Consider the following 21954-nt stretch of genomic DNA (forward strand, 5'->3'; position numbering starts at 1 on the left):
GGTCGGGCAGAAGAGAAATCGCGGCGGTGCTGGTGGTCTCAGCGCGCCGGACAGATGGCGCTGGACATGCGGCCGAGGTCGACGTGCCGCCGACTCACCAAGGCAGTTCCAGTTCCAGACATGACGGAAGCGTGTCACGGGACTTTGGACCCAGTCCAGCATCGTCCACGATATGGACATTGATGTCTCGGTGTGCGAGACGCTGTGTCGTGGGTCACGAAAAAGGGGCCCGGTCGGGGCCCCTTCGCGTGGTTTCCGTACGTCTCAGGCGTGGGCACCGGGCCACGGGCCGGGGGTCTCCGACTCCTCCACTTCCTCGACCTTGGTGTCGAAGAGCCGGAAGCCGCGCCGCTCGTAGTTGGCCATCGCGTGCGGGCCGTCGAGCGAGCAGGTGTGCAGCCACACGCGCTTCGTGGTCTCCCGCTCGGGCCAGCGCTCGGCGAGGTCCCAGGCGCGCCGCACTCCCTCGGAGAGGAGGTGCCCGCCGATCCCGCGGCCCCGGAAGGCGGGGATCAGGCCGAAGTAGACGATCTCGACGACACCGTCGGGCTGCGGGTCGAGCTCGACGTACCCGGCCGGCGTCCCCCGGTCGTACGCCACCCAGATCTCGGACCCCGGCTTGTCGACGATTTCCTGCCACTGCTTGTACGTGAGCGCCAGGCGGTCGTTCCAGCGGATGTCGCCACCGACCGCCGTGTAGAGGAAGCGGCTGTACTCGGGCGAGGGGACCTCGGCCCGCGCGATCGTGACGTCGTCGCCCTCCGGGGCGCGGGAGGGGCGGAGATCGGACGACGAGGTCTGTTCGAGGGACCAGGTGGTGAGCGTGATGTGCATGACGTCATCGCATCACGAGCCCGCCCGGGGCGGCCACCGGGGTCGCCGGTGCGGGGGTGGCGGGCCTGCCGTCCGGCCGTCCGGCAATTCCGAGAATGGCTAAAAGCGATCGATTTGCCGTGACGGAAAACTGCGCCCGGTCATTGTGGAATCGAGGCAAAAGCCCCTATGGGTGGCGACTTTCCGGCCCGATTTTACTTTGGCGTCCTGGAGGTCATCCGTTGGGTTTGTTAAACTTCTGACCGTATGTTGGGGCGGCGGTAACCCGGAGGGGGATCGAATGCGCGTCCTTGTGGTCGAGGACGAAGGAGATCAGGCGGAGTCGCTGAAAGAAGGCCTGAGAAGGTACGGCCACGACACCATTGTGGTCGGTTCCGGGGCCGAGGCTCTGGACGCATTCGAGAATGCCGACCTCGTACTGCTCGATCTCGGTCTGCCCGATATCGACGGAATCGAAGTTTGCCGTCGTATGCGCGCGGCGGGAGACACGCCGATTATATCCTTCGCTGGCGAGTCCGCCGAACTCGACAGGATTCTCGGGCTGCAGGCGGGCTCCGACGACTGTCTGGAGCGGCCCTATTCTTTTCGGGAGCTGATGGCCCGAATCGACGCCGTCATGCGACGGGTCGGCGCCCGGATCGGCGGTCAGCGCCGGCCCACCCTCTCCCGGGGCGGCCTCAGCCTCGACAGCGAGTCCCGGGAGGTCGAACTCGACGGGCGGCCGATCACGCTGACCCGCAAGGAGTTCGACCTGCTGCACTACCTCGCCAGCCGGCCGGGCGTGGTCGTGTCCCGGCAGCGCCTGATGATCGACGTCTGGGGGCACCCGGCCGGGGCGGGGCTGAGCCCGCAGGCGAGCCGGACCATCGACACCCATGTGAGTTCGATGCGGAGCAAGCTGCGCGAGAGCGGGTGGATCCTGACCGTCCGAGGAGTGGGATTCCGGTTCCGGCAGGAGTGAGGGGGTGCCGGCACCGCCGGGAGTGAGCGGAGTTCCGGCGGGTCCCGGCGAGGGCGGTCGATCCTCGCCGGGACCCCGCGGTGGCGTCAGCCATCCGACCGGGGGCTCAGCAGCCGGGCCAGGACGTCCGGGCCCTGGACGGCCGAGGTCGGCCGGCCGCCGTCGACCACCAGCGTGGGAACGCCCCTGACGCCGATCTCCACGGCACGCCGTTCGTCGGCGCGCACGCTCTCCCCGAACTCCGTCCCCTCCAGTACCCGGCGGACCAGGGACGGTTCGAGCCCCGCCTCGACGGCCAGCTTCTCCAGGACCTCGGGGGCGGCGATGTCGAGACCCTCGGTGTGGTACCCGTACAGCAGCCGCTCCACCATCGCGTCGGCCAGCCCGTGCGCGGCGCCCAGCCGGACCAGCCGGTGCGCGTCGAAGGAGTTGACCGGCCGGGCCTTGTGGAGGTCGAGCCGCAGCCCCTCGGCCTCGCCGAGCGCCTGGATCTGCCGGATCCGGTCGGCCGCCCGCTCCGGGCTGCTCTGGTACTGGGCGATCACCTCGGCCGCCGTCGGGCCGGCCGTCGGGCTGCCCTCCGGGTCGAGTTCCAGGCTGCGCCAGACGACCTCCACGTCGGCGCGCCCACGGAGCGCGGTCTCCAGCCTCCGCTTCCCGATGTAGCACCAGGGGCACAGGATGTCGAAGTACACCTCGACCCTCATGACCAGGGGTTCCTTTCAGTCGGCGACCGGGGCGGGAGCCGCGGCGCGGTCGTCGGGGGATGTCGGGGACGTCTCGCCCTGCGGGGCCGGCTCTCCGCGGCGGCGCAGCGTGAGCGTGAGCGCGGAGAGGGCGACCAGCAGGGGGATCAGGATCAGCGCGTGCACGTGCAGGCTGTGGGTGAAGGCGGCCCGGGCGGTGTCCGCGAGCGCGGTTCCCAGCGTGCCGGGGATCTGCCGGGCGGCCTCCAGGGCCGCGGGCAGCGTCTCGCCGGCGGGTCCGGCGAACTCCGCGGGCAGGCCGCGGGGCAGATGGTCGGCCATGTAGCCGCCGTACACGGCGGTGGCGACGCTGCCGAGCGTCGCGATGCCGAGCGCGCCGCCGAGCTCCGCGCCCGTCTCGGAGATGGCCGAGGCCGCGCCGGCCCGCTCGGCCGGGGCGGATCCCACGACCAGGCCGGTGCCCAGGGCCATGAACGGGGTGAGCCCGGCGAAGAGGAGCAGCGAGCCCGCGACCACGAAGCCGGGGCCGCCGTCGACCTGGGTGAGCATGACCGGTCCGAGGACGGCGAAGGCGGCGCCCGCGCTCATCAGGACGGCGGGCTGGAAGCGGGCGGCGAGACCGGAGACCCAGAGGGCGACGATCGTGCCGCCCACGGCGGTCGGCAGCTGCCACAGTCCGGCCTTCAGGGGCTCGAATCCCAGCACCAGCTGCAGGTACTGCGAGGTGAGGAGGCTCGTACCGAAGAGGAGCATCCCGACCACGATCATGCCGCCGGCCGAGACGGCGAAGGCGGGGACGCGGAAGAGGGAGAGGTCGAGCAGGGGCGTCTCCAGCCGTCGTTGGCGCCGTACGAAGGCGGCGCCGACGACCAGGCCCAGAGCGATGAAGCCCAGCGAGGAGAGGCCGAAGCCCTCCGCGGCGAGGTTCTTGATCCCGTACACGACCGCGAGCGGGGTCACCAGGGACATGGCGACGCTGACGAGGTCGAGCCGCCCCGAGCCTGCCGTGCGGATCTCCGGTACGAGGAACGGCACGGTGAGCAGCAGCACCAGCATGGTCGGTACGGCGACGAGGAAGACCGAGCCCCACCAGAAGTACTGGAGGAGCACGCCGCCGACGAGCGGGCCGAGGGCCCCGCCGCCCATGAAGCTCATCATCCAGATGGTGATGGCGAGGGTGCGCTGTCCGGGGTCGCGGAAGAGGTTGCGGATCACGGAGAGCGAGGACGGCGCGAGGGAGGCCGCGGCGACGCCCTGGACCGCGCGCGCGGCGACGAGCATGCCGGCGCTGTCCGCGTACGCGGCGAAGACCGAGGCGGCGGTGAAGGCGACGGCCCCGACCAGGAGGATCCGGCGGTGGCCGATCCGGTCGCCGAGCGTGCCCATGGTGATGAGGGCGCCGGCGACCATGAAGCCGTAGATGTCGGTGATCCACAGCAGTTGGGGGCCGCTGGGGTCCAGGTCGCGGCTGAGGGTCGGGAGCGCCAGGTAGAGCACCGACATGTTCATCATGACCAGGACGGCCGGGACGCCGAGGACCGCGAGGGCGGTCCACTCGCGGGCGCCCGCCCGTTCCGGCGGGGTACGGGCCTCGGTGCTCATCGGTCGTCGCCCGAGGCGTCGCCCGAGGCGTCGCCCGAGGCGTCGCCCGAGGCGTCGTCCGAGGCGTCGTCCGAGGCGTCGTTCGGGTCGGCTTGTGGGGTGCGGGCGGCCAGCAGTGTCTTGCCGACGGTGGCCCGCGCCTCGATGGCGGCGTGCGCCTCGGCCGCCGCGGACAGCGGGAAGACCTGGCCGACGACCGGCCGCAGGACGCCGTCCGCGGCGAGCCGCAGGGCTTCTCCGATGAGCGGGTGGGTCTCGGCGGGGCCCGGAGCGGCGAAGAGCCCGAGCATGCGGATCCGCCGGGCGGCGAGGTCGTCCTCGTCGAGGGTCGCGTCGGCGCCGCTCGCCATCCCGTACAGGCTGATGCGTCCGCCGGGGCGCAGGGCGCTCGCCGCCGCGGTGCCGATCGCACCGCCCACCCCGTCGAAGACGACGTCGAGCTCGCCGCCGCCGGCCGCGTCCCCGACCCGGCGGAGCCACTCGTCGTTCGAGTAGTCGACGTACGAGGCGCCGAGGGAGACGACGAGTTCGGCCTTCCGGTCGCCGCGCGCGGCGCCGACGACGCGGGCGCCCGCGTGCACGGCCAACTGGACGAGGAGGCTGCCGACTCCGCCGGCCGCGGCCTCCACGAGGACCTTCTCGCCCGGCTTGACCTCCGCCTGCCGGAACAGCAGGAGTGCGGTACGGCCGTCGGCGAGCAGGGCGACCGCGTCCTTGAGGGCGAGGCCCGGCGGGACCGGCACCACCTCGTCGGCGCGGGCCAGGGCGCGCTCGGCGTAGCCGCCCTCGCCGCCGGTCGTGGTGACGACGACCGTGCCGATCAGCGCGGGATCCACCTCGGGGCCGACGGCGACGACGCGACCGCCCACGCCGTTGCCCGGCACGCGGGGGAGTGCGGGGCGGCCGAACGGGCCGTTGCCCGAGCGGACCTGGGTCTCGACGAACGTGACGCTCGCGTACACCACGTCGACCAGCACCTGGCCCGGGCCCGGCACCGGATCCTCGACCTGTCGAGCCCGCAGGACCTCCGGTCCTCCGAACTCCTCCATCACCACGGACAGCACGGCGCCCCTCCCAAACGGATAGCTTCGCTTCGTTTGAAATGTATAACGGAGCGATTCGCTTCGCAAGCGATTAGAGTGAGCTCATGGCCCGACGAGCTCCCCGATACGCCGAAGCGGAACGCAACGACCGCGCCCTCCTTGAGGCCGCCAAGAAGGTCCTTGCCGTGGATGGCGCCCATACCTCCGTGGCGGCGATCGCCGCCCGTGCCGGAGTCGGCATCGCCAGCCTCTACCGGCGCTACCGCACCAAGGAGGAGCTGTTCCAGCACCTCTGCGCGCTGTCGCTGGGGCAGTGGATCCAGGCGGCGGAGGAGGGGCTCGCGCACGAGGACGCCTGGGAGGGGCTCGTCCACTACGTCACCTCCGCCATCGAGTTCAGTGGCGGCGCGCTCGGTCCGCTGGCCGGCACGATCCCCGTCACCGCGGAGATGGCCGAGAAGTTCACCCGGTCCGAGGAGCTGACGCGCGCCCTGGTGGCGCGCGCCCACGAGGCGGGGGTGCTGCGGCCGGACGCCACGACCGTGGACGTCTCCCTCCTCATCGAGCAGCTCGGCAAGGCGTCCCTGGCCGAGCAGTTCGAGGTGCAGGGGAGGGACGACCTCGTCGACGCGGCGCGCGACGCCCACCGGCGGATCATCGCCATCGCCCTCGACGGGCTGCGCACGGGGCACGGTTCGCTTCCGGGCATGCCGCCGGGCCCCGGCCTCCTCGCCGAGCGCTGGTAGGCGCGGGGCGAGGGGGTACGGAGCCGAGTCGTCGCCGGAGCCGGAGCCGGGTCGAGGTCGGAGCCGGGTCGAGCTCGGAGCTGAAGTCGAGTGGGGGTCGGGGTCGGATTCGGTTCGGGTCAGGGTCAGGGGCAGGGCCAGGGCCAGGACCAGGGTCGGGGCCGGAGTCGAGCCGGGGTCGCGGTCGCGGTTCGTCAGGCGACGGGCCGGGGGCGCTGCTCGCTCAACGCCCGTACGACATCGGCCTCGTGGTAGTACGTACGGCCGCCGTGACTCCGTCGCCGCCACGCCCGCTGGCTGGCGAGCCGGTAGACGCTGCCGGACGGCGTGCCCCACAGACGGGTGATGTCGGAGGCGGTGAGCCACACGATCCGCACGGGAGCGGCCTCGGTCGCGGCGGTGCCGGTGCCCGTACCCGTACCCGTACCCGTACCCGTACCCGTACCCGTACCCGTACCCGTACCCGTACCCGTACCCGTACCCGTACTCGTACTCGTACTCGTACCCGTGCCCGTGCCAGTGCCGAGCGGCGGTGTGCCGTGTGTCGCGGCCGCTCGCGCCGTCATCCGCCGCCTGAGCGGCATCAGTTGCTCGCCCGACCAGTGGTGGGACGGCTCGGCCCGGCAGCGTACGGCCGGCGGCGGTCCGGCGGCGTCCGGCCGGATCAGCGACTGGAGCTTTCCCGTGCAACCCGGCTCGGGACAGAGGCCGACCGTCACCAGGCGGCGCCGGTCGGCCGGGTCGGCCACGCGGGCGGCTCGGCGGCACACCCCGCTCAGCTCGCGGGAGGCGTCCCCGGCGGCGCCGTGTGCGCTCAGCCATGCCGAGTGGCGTACGAGGAAGGCCGTCAGGGCCTCCACCGTGCGGTCGGGGCGGGGGAGCCGTCGGGCCTCCGCGACCAGGCCCGCCCAGGAGTTGAGGATCGCCAGGGTCTCCCGGCGGACGTCGGACGCGGCCGTGTTGAAGGGAAGGCCGGGTAACCCGCCCCCCGAAGTGTGCTCGCGCGGGCCGCTCACGCTCCGGCTGCCGTCGAGGAGTTGACCGCAGGCCCGGTAGAGCGGGGGCAGCCTGCGGAGGTCGGTGAGGAGATCGCCCTGACAGTCCGGGCAGAGGAGGGCTCCGGCGGCGGCCCGCCGCCCGTGTCCCGCCCCGGTCTCGCGCCGTCGCCGGCACCCGGCGCCGGCGCAGGGGTGGTGTGACCGGACCGTTCGCGTCTCGCGGGAATTCAAGGTGTGTTTCCCCTTTGTAAATTCGATCCAGCTGGTGGATCGCGGCGGTCCGGTCAGCGTAAAAGCCCTCCTCGGGTCCGGCAAGGGCGACTTGATTTACTGGCGGAGCCCGTCCTGCTGTTGATGGGATCCTGACGACTTTACGATTGCTTGACATGATCTTGTCGGTATCTTAAAAGATCTCCATTGACGGGGCGGTGGTCCGGCGAAGAAGCTGTTGGCTACGTTCCCCAGGCATGTGCCCAGCCCCCGGTCCCGACGCGGTCCGATGCGGGCGGTAAGGGGCGCCCACTTCCTCTGCCGTGGCGAATCCCGCAGGTGAACGCCGTCACGTGAACCCGTATGCCAGGTGCCCGTCGGGCCGCGGTCCGACCGCGGGCCCGACCGGGGCCGACGCCTGCCGGGGAACCCATCCGACCCCGCGAAAGGACGATTATGTCTTCCGGAAACAGGACCTTCGACCTCGGTGATCTGAAGCGAATTCTCAAGGAAGGGGTCGGTGCCGACGAAAGCGTCGACCTCGAAGGTGACATACTCGACGTGGATTTCGAAGCGCTCGGATATGAATCCCTCGCCATGCTGGAGACCGGTACGCGGATTGAGCGCGAGTTCGACATCACCCTTGAGGACGAGACGCTCACCGAGACCGCCACACCGCGCCGCCTGATCGAGGCCGTGAACGTCCAGCTGCGTTCCGTACCGACCGTCTGACCGCCGTGGACGTCTGGCTGGTGCGGACGAACGACGTACGGCACGACACCGCGGCCCTCGCCCTGGAGGAGCTGGACGGCCGGGAGCGGGAGCGGGCGGATCGATTCGTCGGCCCCGGCGACCGGCTCCGGTACATCGCCGCCCACATCGCGCTCCGCCGCGTCCTCGCACTGCACACCGGGACGGCCCCGGGGGAGCTGCGGTTCACCCGGGCCACCTGCCCCGAGTGCGGTGGTCCGCACGGCCGGCCCGAACTGGCCGCCGCCACACCGCCCGTCCACTTCTCCCTCTCGCACAGCCACGGCCGGGTACTCGTCGCCGTCGCCGCCGCCCCGGTGGGGGCGGACATCCAGCGCTCACCGGGCGGCGGCACCGTCGAGGCGTGCCTCCCGGCGCTCCACCCGGCCGAACGGGCCGAGGTGGCACGGCAGTCCGAGCGGGTCCGGCCGGCCGCGTTCGGCCGGCTCTGGACCCGTAAGGAGGCCTATCTCAAGGGGATCGGCACGGGTCTGGCGCACGGCCTGTCCGCCGAGTACCTGGGTACGGACACCCGACACAGGCCGCCGGGCTGGACGGTGTTCGACCTGGACCTCGCCGAGGACCGCGCGTACGCGGCGGCCGTGGCCGTACGCGCGGAGGGGGTGGGGCCGCCCGAGGTACGGGTGCGCTCCGCCGCCTTCCTCGGAGCCGCCGCTCCCGCCATGTGATCAGAGCAGCCACCCCCCCCTCGAAGTGGAGTGTTCCGTGACGCCAGCCGACAGCCGACCGCGGACAGCCGCCGCCCTGGACCGACCCCCTGACCACATCCCCGATCCCCGTGCCGAGCTGCGCGTCCTGCGTGAGCGGGCGCTCCGTGGGCCGAGTGAGCGTGCCACCGAGGCGCAGCACGCGAAGGGCAAGCTGACCGCGCGTGAGCGTATCGAGCTGCTGCTCGACGCGGGTTCGTTCAGTGAGGTCGAGCAGCTGCGCCGGCATCGGGCGACGGGCTTCGGCCTGGAGGCGAAGAAGCCGTACACCGACGGTGTGGTCACCGGTTGGGGGACGGTCGAGGGCCGGACGGTCTTCGTGTACGCGCATGACTTCCGGATCTTCGGTGGTGCGCTGGGCGAGGCTCACGCGACGAAGATCCACAAGATCATGGACATGGCCATCGCGGCCGGTGCTCCGCTGGTCTCGCTGAACGACGGTGCGGGCGCCCGTATCCAGGAGGGCGTCTCCGCCCTCGCCGGGTACGGCGGGATCTTCCAGCGCAACACGAGGGCGAGCGGTGTCATCCCGCAGATCTCGGTGATGCTGGGCCCGTGTGCCGGTGGCGCGGCCTACAGTCCGGCGCTGACGGACTTCGTGTTCATGGTCCGTGAGACCTCGCAGATGTTCATCACGGGTCCGGACGTCGTGAAGGCGGTCACGGGTGAGGAGATCACCCAGAACGGCCTGGGTGGCGCGGACGTGCACGCCGAGACCTCGGGCGTCGCGCACTTCGCGTACGACGACGAGGAGACCTGCATCGCGGAGGTCCGCTACCTCCTCTCGATGCTCCCCCAGAACAACCGCGAACTGCCCCCGGCCTTCCCGCCGGACGACTCCCCGGACCGCGCGACCCCGGCCCTCGTCGACCTCGTCCCGGCCGACACCGTGCGCGCGTACGACGTCCGGGCCGTCATCGAGGAACTCGTCGACGACCGGGAGCACATGGAGGTGCACGGCGGCTGGGCCGCCAACCTGGTGTGCACGCTCGCCCGGCTGGACGGCCGGGTCGTCGGCATCGTCGCCAACCAGCCCTCCGTGATGGCCGGCGTCCTGGACATCGACGCCTCCGAGAAGGGGGCCCGGTTCGTGCAGATGTGCGACGCCTTCAACATCCCGATCGTCACGCTCGTGGACGTACCCGGCTTCCTCCCCGGCGTCGGCCAGGAGCACGACGGCGTCATCCGGCGGGGCGCCAAGCTGCTCTACGCGTACTGCAACGCGACCGTCCCCCGGATCTCACTGATCCTGCGCAAGGCCTACGGCGGCGCCTACATCGTCATGGACTCCCAGTCCATCGGCGCCGACCTGACGTACGCCTGGCCCACCAACGAAATCGCGGTCATGGGCGCCGAGGGCGCCGCCAACGTCATCTTCCGGCGGCAGATCGCGGACGCCCCGGACCCCGAGGCGGAACGTCGGCAGAAGATCAAGGAGTACAAGGCCGAACTCATGCACCCCTACTACGCCGTCGAGCGCGGCCTCGTCGACGACGTCATCGACCCCGCCGACACCCGCCGGGTGCTCGTCCGCGGGCTCGCCATGCTCCGCGCGAAGCACGCCGAACTCCCCGCACGCAAACACGGAAACCCGCCGCAGTGACGCCGGAGCCGCCGGGCGCGGGCACCGAGCCGTGCGCCGACACCGAGGAGCCGACCATGACCCAGCACACCACGCGGGAGACCGCGCACGAGATCACCGTCCACGCGACGGCCGACCGGCTCTACGCGCTCGTCGCCGACGTCGGCGGCTGGCCCGCGATCTTCCCTCCCTCCGTCCACGCCGACCACCTGGAGCGGGGCGACACCGAGGAGCGCATCCGCCTCTGGGCCACCGTCGACGGACAGGTCAGGCACTGGACGTCCCGGCGCACCCTGGACCGGGCGGGGCTGCGCGTCGGCTTCCGGCAGGAGGTGCCGAGCCCGCCGATCGCCGCGATGGGCGGCGCCTGGATCATCGAGCCCACCGGGCCGGAAGAGTGCCGCGTACGACTGCTGCACGACTTCCGGGCCGCCGGCGACGACGCCGGGACCCTCGACTGGATCGACCGTGCCGTGGACGCCAACAGCCGCGCGGAGCTCGCCGCGCTCAAGGCGCACGCCGAACGGCCGGGCGGCGAGAACGACACCTTCCTCACCTTCGAGGACACCGTGCGCCTCGAAGGCCACGTCAAGGACGTCTACGACTTCATCGACCAGGCCCAGCACTGGGCCGACCGGCTGCCCCACGTCACCGCCGTCTCCCTGCGGGACGCCGGCCCCGGAGTGCAGATCCTGGCCATGGACACGCTCACCAAGGACGGCAGTCCGCACACCACCGAGTCGGTGCGCGTCTGCGTCCCGTACGAGCGGATCGTCTACAAGCAGACCACCCTGCCCCCGCTGATGGCCCTGCACACCGGGACCTGGCTCTTCGAGGAGGACGGCACCGGTGCCACCGTCGTCACCTCGCGCCACACCGCCGTGGTCGAGCCCCGCGCCGTCACCCGGGTCCTCGGCGAGACGGCCGACGTACCGGCGGCGCGCCGCTTCCTCCGCGAGGCGCTGGGCGCGAACAGCCTGGCCACGCTGAGGCACGCCGGAGCCTACGCCGCGGCCCGCCGCTGACCGCGAAGCCGGACCGCCGCCGGCCGCGCAGGCGTCTCGCCGACGACCGCGAAGCCGGCCCGCCGACGACCGCGCAGGCGGCCCGCCCCCTCCGAATCCGCACTCGCAGAAGGATCACCATGACCACCCACGTCTGGGACTACCTCCCGGAGTACGAGAACGAACGCGACGACCTCATCGACGCGGTGGACACCGTCTTCCGCTCCGGCCGCCTGGTCCTCGGCGCCTCCGTCCAGGGCTTCGAGAACGAGTTCGCCGCCTACCACGGCCTCGCCCACTGCACCGGCGTCGACAACGGCACCAACGCCGTGAAGCTCGGCCTCCAGGCCCTCGGGGTCGGACCCGGCGACGAGGTCGTCACCGTCTCCAACACCGCCGCCCCCACCGTCCTCGCCATCGACGGCGCCGGCGCCACCCCCGTCTTCGTGGACATCCGCGAAGAGGACTTCCTGATGGACACCGACCAGGTCGCCGCGGCCATCACCCCCCGCACCAAGGCCCTGTTACCCGTCCACCTCTACGGCCAGTGCGTGGACATGGCACCGCTGGAGCGCCTCGCCGCCGAGCACGGACTGAGGATCCTGGAGGACTGCGCCCAGGCGCACGGCGCCCGCCACCACGGCCGGACGGCCGGCACCATGGGCGACGCGGCGGCCTTCTCCTTCTACCCGACCAAGGTCCTCGGCGCGTACGGCGACGCCGGCGCGGTCGTCACCGACGACCCGGACGTCGACGCCGACCTGCGGCGCCTGCGGTACTACGGCATGGCGGAGACGTACTACGTCGTCCAGACCCCCGGCCACAATTCCCGCCTCGACGAGGTGCAGGCCGAGATCCTCCGGCGCAAGCTGCGCCGCCTCGACACCTACCTCGAAGGACGCCGGGCCGTCGCCCGCCGCTACGAGGAGGGCCTCGGAGACCTCGTCGCACCGGACGGGCTCCGGCTCCCCGCCACCACCGAGGGCAACGACCACGTGTACTACGTGTACGTCGTCCGCCACCCGCGCCGCGACGAGATCATCGAGCGGCTCAAGGGCTACGGCATCTCGCTCAACATCAGCTACCCCTGGCCCGTGCACACGATGAGCGGCTTCCGGCACCTCGGCTACGCCACGGGCTCGCTGCCCGTGACCGAGCGGCTGGCCGGCGAGATCTTCTCCCTCCCCATGTACCCGTCGCTCTCCGAGGACGTCCAGGACAAGGTGATCTCCGCCCTGCGGGAGGTCCTCACCGAGGGGGCACGGTCATGAAGGCCCTGGTGCTGTCCGGCGGAGCGGGCACCCGTCTGCGCCCCTTCAGCTACTCGATGCCCAAGCAGCTCATCCCGATCGCCAACAAGCCCGTCCTCGAACACGTCCTGGAGAACGTCCGCGCGATCGGCGTCACCGAGGTCGGCGTCATCGTCGGCGACTGGGCCGCCGAGATCGCCCAGGTCATCGGCGACGGCTCCCGGCTGGGACTGCGCATCACCCTGATCCCGCAGGAGAAGCCGCTCGGCCTCGCGCACTGCGTCGCCCTCGCCCGGCCCTTCCTCGGCGACGACGACTTCGTGATGTACCTCGGCGACAACATGCTGCCCGGTGGAATCGCCGACATCGCCGCCGACTTCGCCGCCCGGCGGCCCGACGCCCAGGTCGTCGTCCACAAGGTCCGCGACCCCCGCGCCTTCGGCGTGGCCGAACTCGCCCCCGACGGCAGCGTGTCACGGCTCGTCGAGAAGCCCGAACGGCCCCGCAGCGACCTCGCCCTCATCGGCGTGTACTTCTTCACCGCCGCCATCCACCGCGCCGTCGCCGCCATCGAACCCGGAGCCCGCGGCGAACTGGAGATCACCGACGCCGTCCAATGGCTCGTCACCCACGGCTCGCGCGTCACGGCGAGCGAGTACGACGGCTACTGGAAGGACACCGGGCGCGCCGAGGAAGTCCTGGCCTGCAACCGGCAGTTGCTCGGCGAACAGACCGCCCGCATCGACGGCGACGTCGATGCCGCCAGCGAGGTGACGGGCCGCGTCGTGATCGAGGCCGGTGCCCGGCTCGTCCGCTCCACGGTCACCGGGCCCGCCGTCATCGGCGCCGGCACGGTGATCGAGAACAGCACGGTCGGACCCCACACCTCGATCGGCCGCGGCTGCCTCCTGCGCGACACGACCCTGACCGACTCCATCGTGATGGACGGGGCCTCCATCAGCGCCGTGACCGGCCTGCGCTCCTCGCTGATCGGCCGCAACGCCGTCGTCGGCGCCGGTGCCGAGGGCGACGGTCACCGGCTCGTGGTCGGCGACCACACCCGTATCGAGGTGGCGGCGTGAGGCTGCTCGTCACCGGCGGCGCCGGCTTCATCGGCTCGCACTACGTCCGCACCATGCTGGCGGGCGGCTACCCCGGCTACGAGGACGCGCGGATCACGGTCGTCGACAAGCTCAGCTACGCCGGCAACCGGGAGAACCTCCCCGCGGACCACCCCCGCCTGGACTTCGTCCACGGCGACGTCTGCGACCTGCCGCTGCTCCTCGACGTGTTCCCCGGCCACGACGGCCTCGTGCACTTCGCCGCCGAGTCGCACGTCGACCGCTCCGTGGAGTCCGCCGCCGAGTTCGTCCGCACGAACGTCGGCGGCACCCAGACGGTACTGGACGCCTGCGTGGAGACCGGCATCGAGCGGGTCGTCCACGTCTCCACCGACGAGGTGTACGGATCGATCGAGACGGGATCCTGGACGGAGAGTCGGCCGCTGCTGCCCAACTCCCCTTACGCGGCCTCGAAGGCGGGCGCAGACCTGGTGGCCCGCTCCTACTGGCGCACCCACCGCCTCGACGTCTCCATCACCCGCTGCTCCAACAACTACGGCCCCCACCAGCACCCCGAGAAACTCGTCCCGCTCTTCGTCACCAACCTCCTCGAAGGCGTACCCCTGCCGCTGTACGGGGACGGCCGCAACGTCCGCGAATGGCTGCACGTCGACGACCACTGCAGGGCCGTCCAGCTCGTCCTCGCCGACGGCGGGGCCGGCGAGATCTACAACGTCGGTGGCGGGGACGAGATCACCAATCTGGAGCTCACCCACCGGCTCGTGGAGCTGTGCGGCGCCGACGAGTCCCTGATCCGGCCGGTCGCCGACCGCAAGGGCCACGATCTGCGCTACTCCCTGGACGACGGCAAGATCCGCGAACAGCTCGGATACGAGCCCCGCGTCCCCTTCGGGGAGGGGCTGGAGGACACCGTCACCTGGTACCGGGAGAACCCAGGGTGGTGGAAGCCGGTGAAGCACCGGGGGAGCGCCGCCGCCGGCCCGGAGAGCGGTACGGGTCCGGGGTCGGGGGTCGGTACGGGGTCGGGGTCGGGGTCGGGCGCCGGTACGGGTCCGGGGTCGGGCGCCGGTATGGGACCGGGGCCGGGTCCGGGGGTCGGTACCGGGACGTGCCCGTGACGCGCCCGCGCGTGGACGCCGGCCTGCCGCAGCGGCTCGCCCGGTCCGCCGCCGCCTCCGAGGGCGCCCGTCTGCGCACGGACGGGGTCGCGGAGTGGCTGGCGGAACGGCTCCGGGCCCACCGGTTCCGGGTCGACCGCATCCCCTTCGCGGACCTCGACGGCTGGATGTTCGCACCGGGCACCGGCGATCTCGTCCACCACAGCGGCCGGTTCTTCTCGGTCGAGGGTGTCGGCGTCACCGTCGCCGGCGGTCCCGTCCCTTCGTGGCAGCAGCCGATCATCCACCAGCCCGAGGTCGGCATCCTCGGCATCCTCGCCAAGGAGATCGACGGAGTCCTGCACTTCCTGATGCAGGCCAAGATGGAACCGGGCAACCGGAACCTCCTCCAGCTCTCCCCGACCGTCCAGGCCACCCGCTCCAACTACACCAAGGTGCACAAGGGTTCGGACGTGCGCTATCTGGAGTACTTCGTGGACCCGCGCCGCGGCCGGGTGCTCGCCGACGTCCTCCAGTCCGAACACGGCTCCTGGTTCCTGCGGAAGGCCAACCGGAACGTCCTCGTGGAGACCGACGACGACGTCCCGCCGCACGAGGACTTCCGCTGGCTGACCCTCGGTCAGATCGGGCGCCTGCTCCGCCTCGACAACCTCGTCAACATGGACTCGCGTACCGTCCTCGCCGGGCTGCCGACCCCCTCCGCCGGGGACACCCTCGCCCGCGCGCTCCACACCGACCTCGAACTGCTCTCCTGGATCACCGCCCAGCGCGCCCGCCACGAGGTCCGTGTCGAGCGGCTCCCCCTCGCCGGGGTCCGGGGCTGGCACCGCACCCCCAATACCGTCGAGCGCCCCGACGGGCGCTACTTCCGCGTGGTCGCCGTCGCCGTCGAGGCCGGCAGCCGCGAGGTCACCGGCTGGACGCAGCCGCTCGTCGAACCGGCCGGACGCGGAGTGACCGCGTTCCTCACCCGCCGCATCGGCGGCGTCCCCCACCTCCTGGTCCACGCGCGCGTGGAGGCCGGCCTGCTCGACGTCCTGGAGCTGGCCCCCACCGTGCAGTACACCCCGGAGAACTACGCCCACCTCGACCCCGCCGACCGGCCCCCGTTCCTGGCTGAGGTCCTCGCGGCCGAACCCCGCCGCATCCGCTACGAGGCGGTCCACTCCGAGGAGGGTGGCCGGTTCCTCGACGCAGAGAGCCGGTATCTGATCGTCGAGGCCGACCCCGACGCGCCGGCGGAGCCGCCCGAGGGCTACCTCTGGATCACCCCGGGCCAGCTCGGCGCCCTCGCCCGGCACGCGCGCTACGTGAACGTCCAGGCGCGCACCCTGCTCGCCTGCATCAACTCCGGCGCCATCGAGGGCTTCTGACGGTCAGCCGGGCTCCCCTGACACCCGGTTTCGCCACCGATACCGATACCGATACCGACCCCATCGAGGACGACCATGTACGGAAACGACTCCGCCGAGCTCTACGACCTCCTGCACAGCGCCCGCGGCAAGGACTTCGGCGCCGAGGCCGCCGCCGTCGCCGGCCTGATCGACGACCGGATGCCCGGGGCCGCCTCCCTCCTCGACATCGCCTGCGGCACCGGCGCCCACCTCGCCCGCTTCGCCGAGCGGTACGCCCGGGTCGAGGGCGTGGAGCTCTCCGAGTCGATGCTGTCCCTCGCCCGCACCCGCCTGCCCGGCGTTCCCCTCGCCCTCGGCGACATGCGCGACTTCGACCTGGGCCGTCGCTTCGACGCCGCCGTCTGTCTCTTCGGCTCCATCGGGTACGTCGACTCTGCCGACCAACTCGACGCCACCCTGCGCTCGTTCGCCCGTCATCTGAACCCCGGCGGCGTCCTGGTCGTCGAACCGTGGTGGGGTCCGGACACCTTCACGCCCGGACACGTCTCCGCCGACGTGGTGGAGGTCGAAGGGACCAGCGTGGCCCGCGTCTCGCACGCCTCGCTCGCCACCCCCGCCGGTGAGGCGTCCCTCATGCGCGTCCACTACGTGGTGGCCCACCCCGACCACGGGGTACGGCACTTCACCGAGGACCACCTGTGCCGGCTCTTCGGTCGCGACCGGTACGAGGCCGCCTTCACCGCCGCGGGCTTCGCCTTCGAGCAGGTCGAGAGCCCGGTGTCGGCCCGCGGGTTCCTCGTCGGAGTACGCAAGTGACGGCCGGTCCCCCCGGCGCACCGGGCCCGGACCGGGCCCGGCGCGTCCTCGTGCTCGGCGGCACCGGTTTCGTGGGCCGGACCGTCTGCGCGGACTTCCGCACCGCCGGCTGGGACGTCCTGGCCGTCGCCAGGACCGCACCGGAACGGCCCGTCGCGGCCCGGTTCCTCCCCCTCGACCTGGCGGAGACGCCGCCGGACGACCTCGCCCGCACCCTGGAGGCCGAGCGCCCCGACGTCGTCGTCAACGCCACCGGCAGCATCTGGAGCCGCGACGACGCCGCCATGGACCGCATCTGCACCGTCCCCACCCTGCGGCTCCTCGACGCCCTCGGCGCGCTGCGGAACCGGCCCCGGCCCCTGCCCCGGCTGGTCCACCTCGGCTCCGTACTCGAACACGGCCCGGTGCCGCCGCCCGACGGCACCCCGCGACCGGGCGACACTCCGGGCCCCGGCCCGGCGCCCGAGCCGACGACCCCGTACGGAAAGGCGAAGCTCGTCGCCTCCCGTGCCGTCCTGGAGGCGGCGGCGAACGGCGCCGTGCGGGCGCTCGTCCTGCGCGTCGCCAACGTGTCGGGCGTCGGCGCCCCCGACGTCAGCCTGCTCGGCAGGGTCGCCCGGCGGCTGGTGGAGGGCGCTGCCCGCGGCGAGCCGGTCACCGTCGAACTCGCCCCGCTGCGGGCCCACCGCGACTACGTCGACGTACGGGACGTGTCGGCGGCCGTGCTCGCGGCGGCCCTCTCGTCCGCCAGCGGCCGGGCCGTCGACATCGGGCGCGGCGAGGCCGTCCCCGTACGCCGGCTCGTGGACCTCCTGGTGCGGGTGAGCGGCGTGCCCGCCCGCATCGTCGAACGGCCGGAGGACCCCGGGGCCGTACCGGAACGGGACTGGATACGGACGGACCTCGCCCCGGCCCGCGAGCTCCTCGGCTGGCGGCCGACCCGCGGCCTGGACGAGTCGCTCGCCGCCTACTGGGAGGACGTCAGCGGCCGGGCCGCCACCGTCTGAACCGGCCGCAGGAAGCTCACGAACGAACAGCCCGTACAGCCCGTACAGCCCGTACAGCCCGTACAGCCCGTAAAGACTGGAGTGGATGTGCGTATCGCGGTGACAGGCTCCATCGCCACCGACCATTTGCTGACCTTCCCCGGCAGGTTCGGGGACCAGCTCATCGCGGGGGAGCTCGACAAGGTCTCCCTCTCCTTCCTCGCCGACGAACTGGACGTACGCCGCGGCGGCGTCGCGGCGAACATCGCCTACGGCCTCGGTGCCCTCGGGCTCCGCCCCCTGCTCGTGGGAGCCGTGGGGCGGGACTTCGCCGAGTACGGGAGGCGGCTGGCGGACCACGGCGTCGACACCGGCTCCGTACACGTCAGCGAGACCCGCCACACGGCCCGGTTCATCTGCACCACCGACGCGGAGCAGAACCAGATCGGCACCTTCTACGCCGGTGCCATGGCCGAGGCGCGGCACATCGCCCTCGCGCCGGTGCTCGCCCGGGCCGGCGGCCTGGACCTGCTCCTCGTCTCGCCGAACGACCCGGAGGCGATGCTGCGGCACACCAGGGAGGCGGCCGAACTCGGCGTCGCCTTCTGCGCCGACCCGTCCCAGCAGCTGGCGCGGCTCGACGGGGACGAGGTGCGGCTGCTCCTGCGGGGGCCGCGCCACCTCTTCACCAACGCGTACGAGGCCCAGCTCGTCCAGGAGCGGACGGGGTGGACCGAGCGGCAGGTCCTGGAGCGGGTCGGCACCTGGGTGATCACCCGGGGAGCGGACGGCGTCCGGATCCTGGCCGCGGGCCGGCCGGCCGTCGACGTACCGGCCGTCCCCGCGGCCGGACCCGTGGAGCCCACCGGAGCCGGGGACGCCTTCCGGGCCGGATTCCTCGCCGCCACGGCCCGGAAGGACGACCCGGAACGGGCCGCGCGGCTCGGCGCGGTCGTCGCCACCACCGCCCTGGAGTCCGTGGGACCGCAGGCGTACACCCTCGACGGGGCGCTGCTGTCGGCCCGTGTCGCGGACGCCTACGGGACGGCGGCGGCCGCCGACCTCGCGGCGGAGACGGCGGCGGTCCGGGCCCCCGCCGGGGTCGTCGGGGCGGTGTGAGCCGTCGGTGCGGGCGGGATGGGCGGGGCGGGTGGGGCCTCGCGCTCCTGACCCGTCCTCCGTTCAGGTCGCCGTACGGAATGCCCGGCCGTGCCAGAGAAGCGGCGCGGAACCCCCGTCGAGCAGCACCTCGGTCGGACGCCCCACCAGCAGCTCGTGGTCCCCGACCCGCAGCCGGTCCTCGACCGCGCAGTGGAAGGCCGCGTGCGCGTCCGGGACGAAGGGCAGCCGCGAGCCGGGCCAGCCGGCGAGCTCCTGACCGGCGAACCGGTCGATGCCCGAGGTGGCGAACCGGCGGGCGAGCTCCCGGTGCTGCTCCCCGAGCACGTTGACGACGAACCCGGACGCGGTGGCGAAGGCCGCGGCGCAACTGGAGGTGCGGGCGATGCCGACCACGACCAGCGGCGGGGAGAGCGAGGCGGAGGTGACGGAACTCGCCGTCAGCCCCCACCGGCGCCCCTCCTCGTCCGCCGTCGTCACGAGTGTGAGCGGCGAGGCGAGGAGGGACAGCGCGTCCTTGAAGGTCTCGGCGTCCCGTACGGCCCTGATGTCCGCGCGCACGGTCACGAGGAGGCCCCGCCGGTCCCGGGACGGCCTGTCGCGGTGCGGTCCGGCGCGGGGTCGTCAGGCCGGGGCCCGACCGTCGCGGTCCCGGGCTCCGTCCCGACCGCCGCCAGTGCGTCGAGCACCGCGCGGTGGCGCAGGTCGCGCTCCCGGCACAGGTCCCCGTACCCCGTACCGCCGAACAGGCGCTCGGCCTCCGTACCGAGGGCGTCGATCGTCTCCTCGGTCATCCGGGGGGACCCCAGCTCGGCCCAGCTCCTCTCCAGGCCGACACCGAGATGGCCGAGCCACTTCCGCAGACCGCCCTCCCCGCCGCCGAGATGGAAGGCGTGGAACGGACCGATCGTGGCCCAGCGCAGACCGATCGACCGCGTCACGACGGTGTCCAGCTCCTCCATCGTCACCACGCCCTCCCGGACGAGGTGGATGCTCTCCTGGAGCAGCGCCGACTGGAGCCGGTTGGCGACGAACCGGGCGATCGGCCGCCGCAGCACGACCGGCGTCCGGTCCACCGAGCGGTAGAAGTCGACGGCCTCCGTCACCGCCGCCGGGTCCGTCCGCTCACCCGCGACGACCTCCACCAGGGGCACGATGTGGGGCGAGTTGAAGGGGTGTCCGACGACAAGACGGGCGGAGTCCTTCATCCGCTCGCCCATGGCATCGGGCAGCAGCGTGGACGTCGACGACAGCAACAGCGCCCGCGCCGGGGCTGCTTCACCGATCAGCCGGTACAACTCCTGCTTGAGAGGCAGGTCTTCCGGCGCGTTCTCCTGGACGACGTCGACGCCCTCCACCGCGCGGGCCACGTCGGGCTCGAAGGTCACCCGTTCCAGCAGCTCCTCGGGGTCGAGGCCGGCGCCGCCCGGAAGGGTGGGCGCGAAGGTCCGCAGGCCCCCCAGGACGACGCTCCGCGCTTCGGGACGGCGGCTGTTGACCCGCACGTCCAGTCCATGTCCGAGGAACAGGGTGATCCACCCGAGGCCGATCGTCCCCGCGCCGATCACCGCCACGGTGGGCCGGCCGGTTCCGCTCATCGTTTTCGTTCTCCCGTCCTGGAGTTCACGAATCCTCGAATCCTCGAATCCTCGAATCCGCGCATGCGCTCTCGCACGGAGCCATGCTCGGCCGCCGGGCTCGACGGATCCTCGACGCGTGCTCGACGCGCGGCTCCCGCGCGGACCCGACGCGCGAACCCCCTCAGAGATCAGTGACACCCATCCCCTTGTCCGGAACCGACCGGAAACGAGACGTCCGAGGTCAGCCAGTGAAATTCCATCTCCTCGGCCCCTTCGAGATCACCACGGAGGACGGCCGGTCCTGTATCCCGCCCACGCCGAAGGCCAGCCAGGTCCTCGCCCTGCTCCTCACCCGCCCCAAGGAGATCGTGCCGGTCGACGCGTTCATCCAGGAACTCTGGGCAGAGAACCCCCCGCGCAGCGCCCTGACCACGCTGCAGACGTACGTCTACCACCTGCGGAAACTCCTCGTCGGCGAGGGACTCGCCGGGGCCGGGGAGCGGATCCTCGTCACCCGCAGCCCCGGCTACCTCGTCGATCCGACCGGACACGGTCTGGACACGCGGGAGTTCGAGGAGCTCGTGAAGTCCGGCCGACGGGCCGCCGACCGGGGCCACCTCGAACTGGCCGCCCGCACCCTGGGCGACGCCCTGGACCTGTGGACGGGACCCGCCCTGGCCAACATCTCCACCGGCCGCGTCCTCACCGGTTACACGATGTACCTGGAGGAGCTCCGGGTCCGTGCGGTGGAGCGGCGCATCGAGGCGCTCAAGCAGCTCGGGAACGAGCGTGACCTCATCCCCGAACTGTGCGCCCTCATCCAGCAGTACCCGCTCAACGAGTGGTTCCACGCCCAGCTCATCGAGTCGCTCAGCAACTGCGGCCGACGGGCCGAGGCCCTCAAGGTCTACCGCGACCTGTGGCGCTCGCTCGACGACGAGCTGGGCATCGAGCCGTCGCCCGACGTGCAACGGCTGCACCACGAAGTACTGAACCCGGTCGCGCGCTCCGGTCGCGCGGCCTGACGAAGGGAGAGCCATGTCCACCACCCGAGTCACCGGCGACCTGTACAGCCGTGTGCAGCAGTTCCACGCGGAGCAGATGCAGGCGCTCGACGGCGGCCGGTTCGACGAGTACGCCGCCACGTTCACCGAGGACGGCGAGTTCCGGCACTCGCCCGGCCGGCCGGCCGCCCACACCCGGGCCGGCATCGCGAAGGAGCTGGCCGCGTTCCACGCGGAGCGCTTCGCCGGTGAACCCGTCCAGCGCCGCCACTGGTTCAACATGCTGAACGTCCAGGAGCAGACCGACGGAACGATCCACGCGACCTTCTACGTCCTGGCGCTGCTGACCCGGGCGGGCGAGCGGGTCCCCGAGATCGCGCCGAGCTGCCTGGTCCGGGACGTCCTCGTCGAGGAGGACGGCCGGCTCCTCACCCGCTCCCGCCGGGTGGACCACGACCACCTGCCGGAATCGTGACCGG

The 21954-nt window shown here is 72.2% G+C and carries 23 protein-coding genes; 15 read left to right on the forward strand and 8 right to left on the reverse strand.

The window, feature by feature from the left end; genetic code table 11:
• Positions 1–38 precede the first annotated feature (38 nt).
• Positions 39–122: a putative leader peptide gene (locus tag OG580_RS36190; RefSeq protein WP_312846743.1), complete on the reverse strand. Its 84-nt coding sequence runs from the start codon at positions 120–122 to the stop codon at positions 39–41.
• 142 nt (positions 123–264) lie between these two features.
• Entirely contained in the window at positions 265–834 is a 570-nt protein-coding gene (locus OG580_RS28360) for a GNAT family N-acetyltransferase (RefSeq protein WP_267046480.1), read from the reverse strand.
• Between the two features lie 280 nt (positions 835–1114).
• Here OG580_RS28360 and OG580_RS28365 point away from each other — a divergent pair, with 280 nt between their 5' ends.
• Positions 1115–1795 carry a response regulator transcription factor gene (locus tag OG580_RS28365; RefSeq protein WP_267046481.1) on the forward strand — a complete coding sequence of 227 codons (681 nt, stop codon included), beginning with the start codon at positions 1115–1117 and terminating at the stop codon, positions 1793–1795.
• A gap of 86 nt (positions 1796–1881) precedes the next feature.
• Here OG580_RS28365 and OG580_RS28370 read toward each other — a convergent pair whose 3' ends face one another.
• Genes OG580_RS28370 through OG580_RS28380 form a run of 3 tightly spaced genes read right to left on the reverse strand, consistent with a single transcriptional unit; the run spans position 1882 to position 5168 of the window.
• The gene (locus tag OG580_RS28370) at positions 1882–2502 is read right to left on the reverse strand and encodes a DsbA family oxidoreductase (protein WP_267046482.1); all 621 of its coding nucleotides are present in this window, start codon (positions 2500–2502) and stop codon (positions 1882–1884) included.
• Between the two features lie 15 nt (positions 2503–2517).
• Positions 2518–4104 carry an MFS transporter gene (locus tag OG580_RS28375; RefSeq protein ID WP_267046483.1) on the reverse strand — a complete coding sequence of 529 codons (1587 nt, stop codon included), beginning with the start codon at positions 4102–4104 and terminating at the stop codon, positions 2518–2520.
• Positions 4101–5168 (reverse strand): zinc-binding dehydrogenase, encoded by a 1068-nt coding sequence (locus OG580_RS28380; protein ID WP_267046484.1) that lies wholly within the window; start codon positions 5166–5168, stop codon positions 4101–4103. Before OG580_RS28380 ends, OG580_RS28375 begins: the two co-directional genes overlap by 4 nt.
• Positions 5169–5251: 83 nt before the next feature.
• On the opposite strand from OG580_RS28380, the gene OG580_RS28385 reads away from it, so the two are divergent.
• The gene (locus OG580_RS28385) at positions 5252–5893 is read left to right on the forward strand and encodes a TetR/AcrR family transcriptional regulator (RefSeq protein WP_267046485.1); all 642 of its coding nucleotides are present in this window, start codon (positions 5252–5254) and stop codon (positions 5891–5893) included.
• Positions 5894–6087: 194 nt separating this feature from the next.
• On the opposite strand, the gene OG580_RS28390 is transcribed toward OG580_RS28385, so the two are convergent.
• A complete protein-coding gene (locus OG580_RS28390) occupies positions 6088–7122 on the reverse strand; it encodes a hypothetical protein (protein WP_267046486.1) in 1035 nt (344 codons plus the stop codon).
• 435 nt (positions 7123–7557) lie between these two features.
• On the opposite strand from OG580_RS28390, the gene OG580_RS28395 reads away from it, so the two are divergent.
• From OG580_RS28395 to OG580_RS28445, 11 genes are all read left to right on the forward strand, one after another.
• Positions 7558–7833 carry an acyl carrier protein gene (locus tag OG580_RS28395; RefSeq protein WP_267046487.1) on the forward strand — a complete coding sequence of 92 codons (276 nt, stop codon included), beginning with the start codon at positions 7558–7560 and terminating at the stop codon, positions 7831–7833.
• A gap of 5 nt (positions 7834–7838) precedes the next feature.
• A complete protein-coding gene (locus OG580_RS28400) occupies positions 7839–8540 on the forward strand; it encodes a 4'-phosphopantetheinyl transferase superfamily protein (RefSeq protein ID WP_267046488.1) in 702 nt (233 codons plus the stop codon).
• Positions 8541–8616: 76 nt separating this feature from the next.
• Positions 8617–10182, forward strand: a complete 1566-nt coding sequence (locus tag OG580_RS28405) for an acyl-CoA carboxylase subunit beta (protein WP_267048158.1) — start codon at positions 8617–8619, stop codon at positions 10180–10182.
• 56 nt (positions 10183–10238) lie between these two features.
• Positions 10239–11186 carry an aromatase/cyclase gene (locus OG580_RS28410; RefSeq protein ID WP_267046489.1) on the forward strand — a complete coding sequence of 316 codons (948 nt, stop codon included), beginning with the start codon at positions 10239–10241 and terminating at the stop codon, positions 11184–11186.
• 119 nt (positions 11187–11305) lie between these two features.
• Entirely contained in the window at positions 11306–12436 is a 1131-nt protein-coding gene (locus OG580_RS28415) for a DegT/DnrJ/EryC1/StrS aminotransferase family protein (RefSeq protein WP_267046490.1), read from the forward strand.
• Entirely contained in the window at positions 12433–13497 is a 1065-nt protein-coding gene (locus OG580_RS28420; RefSeq protein WP_267046491.1) for a glucose-1-phosphate thymidylyltransferase, read from the forward strand. The genes OG580_RS28415 and OG580_RS28420 overlap by 4 nt, the downstream gene beginning before the upstream one ends.
• On the forward strand, positions 13494–14615 hold the full coding sequence (rfbB, locus tag OG580_RS28425; protein WP_267046492.1) for a dTDP-glucose 4,6-dehydratase: 1122 nt from the start codon (positions 13494–13496) through the stop codon (positions 14613–14615). Before OG580_RS28420 ends, rfbB begins: the two co-directional genes overlap by 4 nt.
• Complete coding sequence (locus OG580_RS28430) at positions 14612–15988, forward strand: NDP-hexose 2,3-dehydratase family protein (RefSeq protein ID WP_267046493.1); 1377 nt, start codon at positions 14612–14614, stop codon at positions 15986–15988. The genes rfbB and OG580_RS28430 overlap by 4 nt, the downstream gene beginning before the upstream one ends.
• A 75-nt stretch (positions 15989–16063) precedes the next feature.
• Positions 16064–16786, forward strand: a complete 723-nt coding sequence (locus OG580_RS28435) for a trans-aconitate 2-methyltransferase (RefSeq protein ID WP_267046494.1) — start codon at positions 16064–16066, stop codon at positions 16784–16786.
• A complete protein-coding gene (locus OG580_RS28440; protein ID WP_267046495.1) occupies positions 16783–17793 on the forward strand; it encodes an NAD(P)-dependent oxidoreductase in 1011 nt (336 codons plus the stop codon). The genes OG580_RS28435 and OG580_RS28440 overlap by 4 nt, the downstream gene beginning before the upstream one ends.
• An 87-nt stretch (positions 17794–17880) precedes the next feature.
• The gene (locus OG580_RS28445; RefSeq protein ID WP_267046496.1) at positions 17881–18891 is read left to right on the forward strand and encodes a carbohydrate kinase family protein; all 1011 of its coding nucleotides are present in this window, start codon (positions 17881–17883) and stop codon (positions 18889–18891) included.
• Positions 18892–18954: 63 nt separating this feature from the next.
• On the opposite strand, the gene OG580_RS28450 is transcribed toward OG580_RS28445, so the two are convergent.
• Both OG580_RS28450 and OG580_RS28455 read right to left on the reverse strand, forming a co-directional pair.
• On the reverse strand, positions 18955–19458 hold the full coding sequence (locus OG580_RS28450) for a flavin reductase family protein (protein ID WP_267046497.1): 504 nt from the start codon (positions 19456–19458) through the stop codon (positions 18955–18957).
• Entirely contained in the window at positions 19455–20489 is a 1035-nt protein-coding gene (locus OG580_RS28455; RefSeq protein WP_267046498.1) for a 3-hydroxyacyl-CoA dehydrogenase NAD-binding domain-containing protein, read from the reverse strand. The genes OG580_RS28450 and OG580_RS28455 overlap by 4 nt, the downstream gene beginning before the upstream one ends.
• A gap of 230 nt (positions 20490–20719) precedes the next feature.
• Between OG580_RS28455 and OG580_RS28460 the strand changes: the two genes are divergently transcribed.
• Both OG580_RS28460 and OG580_RS28465 read left to right on the forward strand, forming a co-directional pair.
• Positions 20720–21496, forward strand: coding sequence for an AfsR/SARP family transcriptional regulator (locus OG580_RS28460; RefSeq protein ID WP_267046499.1), 777 nt, complete (start codon positions 20720–20722; stop codon positions 21494–21496).
• A gap of 13 nt (positions 21497–21509) precedes the next feature.
• On the forward strand, positions 21510–21950 hold the full coding sequence (locus OG580_RS28465; protein ID WP_267046500.1) for a nuclear transport factor 2 family protein: 441 nt from the start codon (positions 21510–21512) through the stop codon (positions 21948–21950).
• Positions 21951–21954 lie beyond the last annotated feature (4 nt).

Origin of the sequence: Streptomyces sp. NBC_00094 (assembly GCF_026343125.1) — a bacterium.
Classification (GTDB): domain Bacteria; phylum Actinomycetota; class Actinomycetes; order Streptomycetales; family Streptomycetaceae; genus Streptomyces.

Coding starts and splice junctions, on each gene's coding strand:
- OG580_RS28415 (WP_267046490.1), top strand. CDS start 11,306: ATGACCACCCACGTCTGGGACTACCTCCCGGAGTACGAGAACGAACGC.
- OG580_RS28385 (WP_267046485.1), top strand. CDS start 5,252: ATGGCCCGACGAGCTCCCCGATACGCCGAAGCGGAACGCAACGACCGC.
- OG580_RS28465 (WP_267046500.1), top strand. CDS start 21,510: ATGTCCACCACCCGAGTCACCGGCGACCTGTACAGCCGTGTGCAGCAG.
- OG580_RS28395 (WP_267046487.1), top strand. CDS start 7,558: ATGTCTTCCGGAAACAGGACCTTCGACCTCGGTGATCTGAAGCGAATT.
- OG580_RS28360 (WP_267046480.1), bottom strand. CDS start 834: ATGCACATCACGCTCACCACCTGGTCCCTCGAACAGACCTCGTCGTCC.
- OG580_RS28365 (WP_267046481.1), top strand. CDS start 1,115: ATGCGCGTCCTTGTGGTCGAGGACGAAGGAGATCAGGCGGAGTCGCTG.
- OG580_RS28375 (WP_267046483.1), bottom strand. CDS start 4,104: ATGAGCACCGAGGCCCGTACCCCGCCGGAACGGGCGGGCGCCCGCGAG.
- OG580_RS28455 (WP_267046498.1), bottom strand. CDS start 20,489: ATGAGCGGAACCGGCCGGCCCACCGTGGCGGTGATCGGCGCGGGGACG.
- OG580_RS28370 (WP_267046482.1), bottom strand. CDS start 2,502: ATGAGGGTCGAGGTGTACTTCGACATCCTGTGCCCCTGGTGCTACATC.
- OG580_RS28435 (WP_267046494.1), top strand. CDS start 16,064: ATGTACGGAAACGACTCCGCCGAGCTCTACGACCTCCTGCACAGCGCC.
- OG580_RS36190 (WP_312846743.1), bottom strand. CDS start 122: ATGTCTGGAACTGGAACTGCCTTGGTGAGTCGGCGGCACGTCGACCTC.
- OG580_RS28410 (WP_267046489.1), top strand. CDS start 10,239: ATGACCCAGCACACCACGCGGGAGACCGCGCACGAGATCACCGTCCAC.
- OG580_RS28420 (WP_267046491.1), top strand. CDS start 12,433: ATGAAGGCCCTGGTGCTGTCCGGCGGAGCGGGCACCCGTCTGCGCCCC.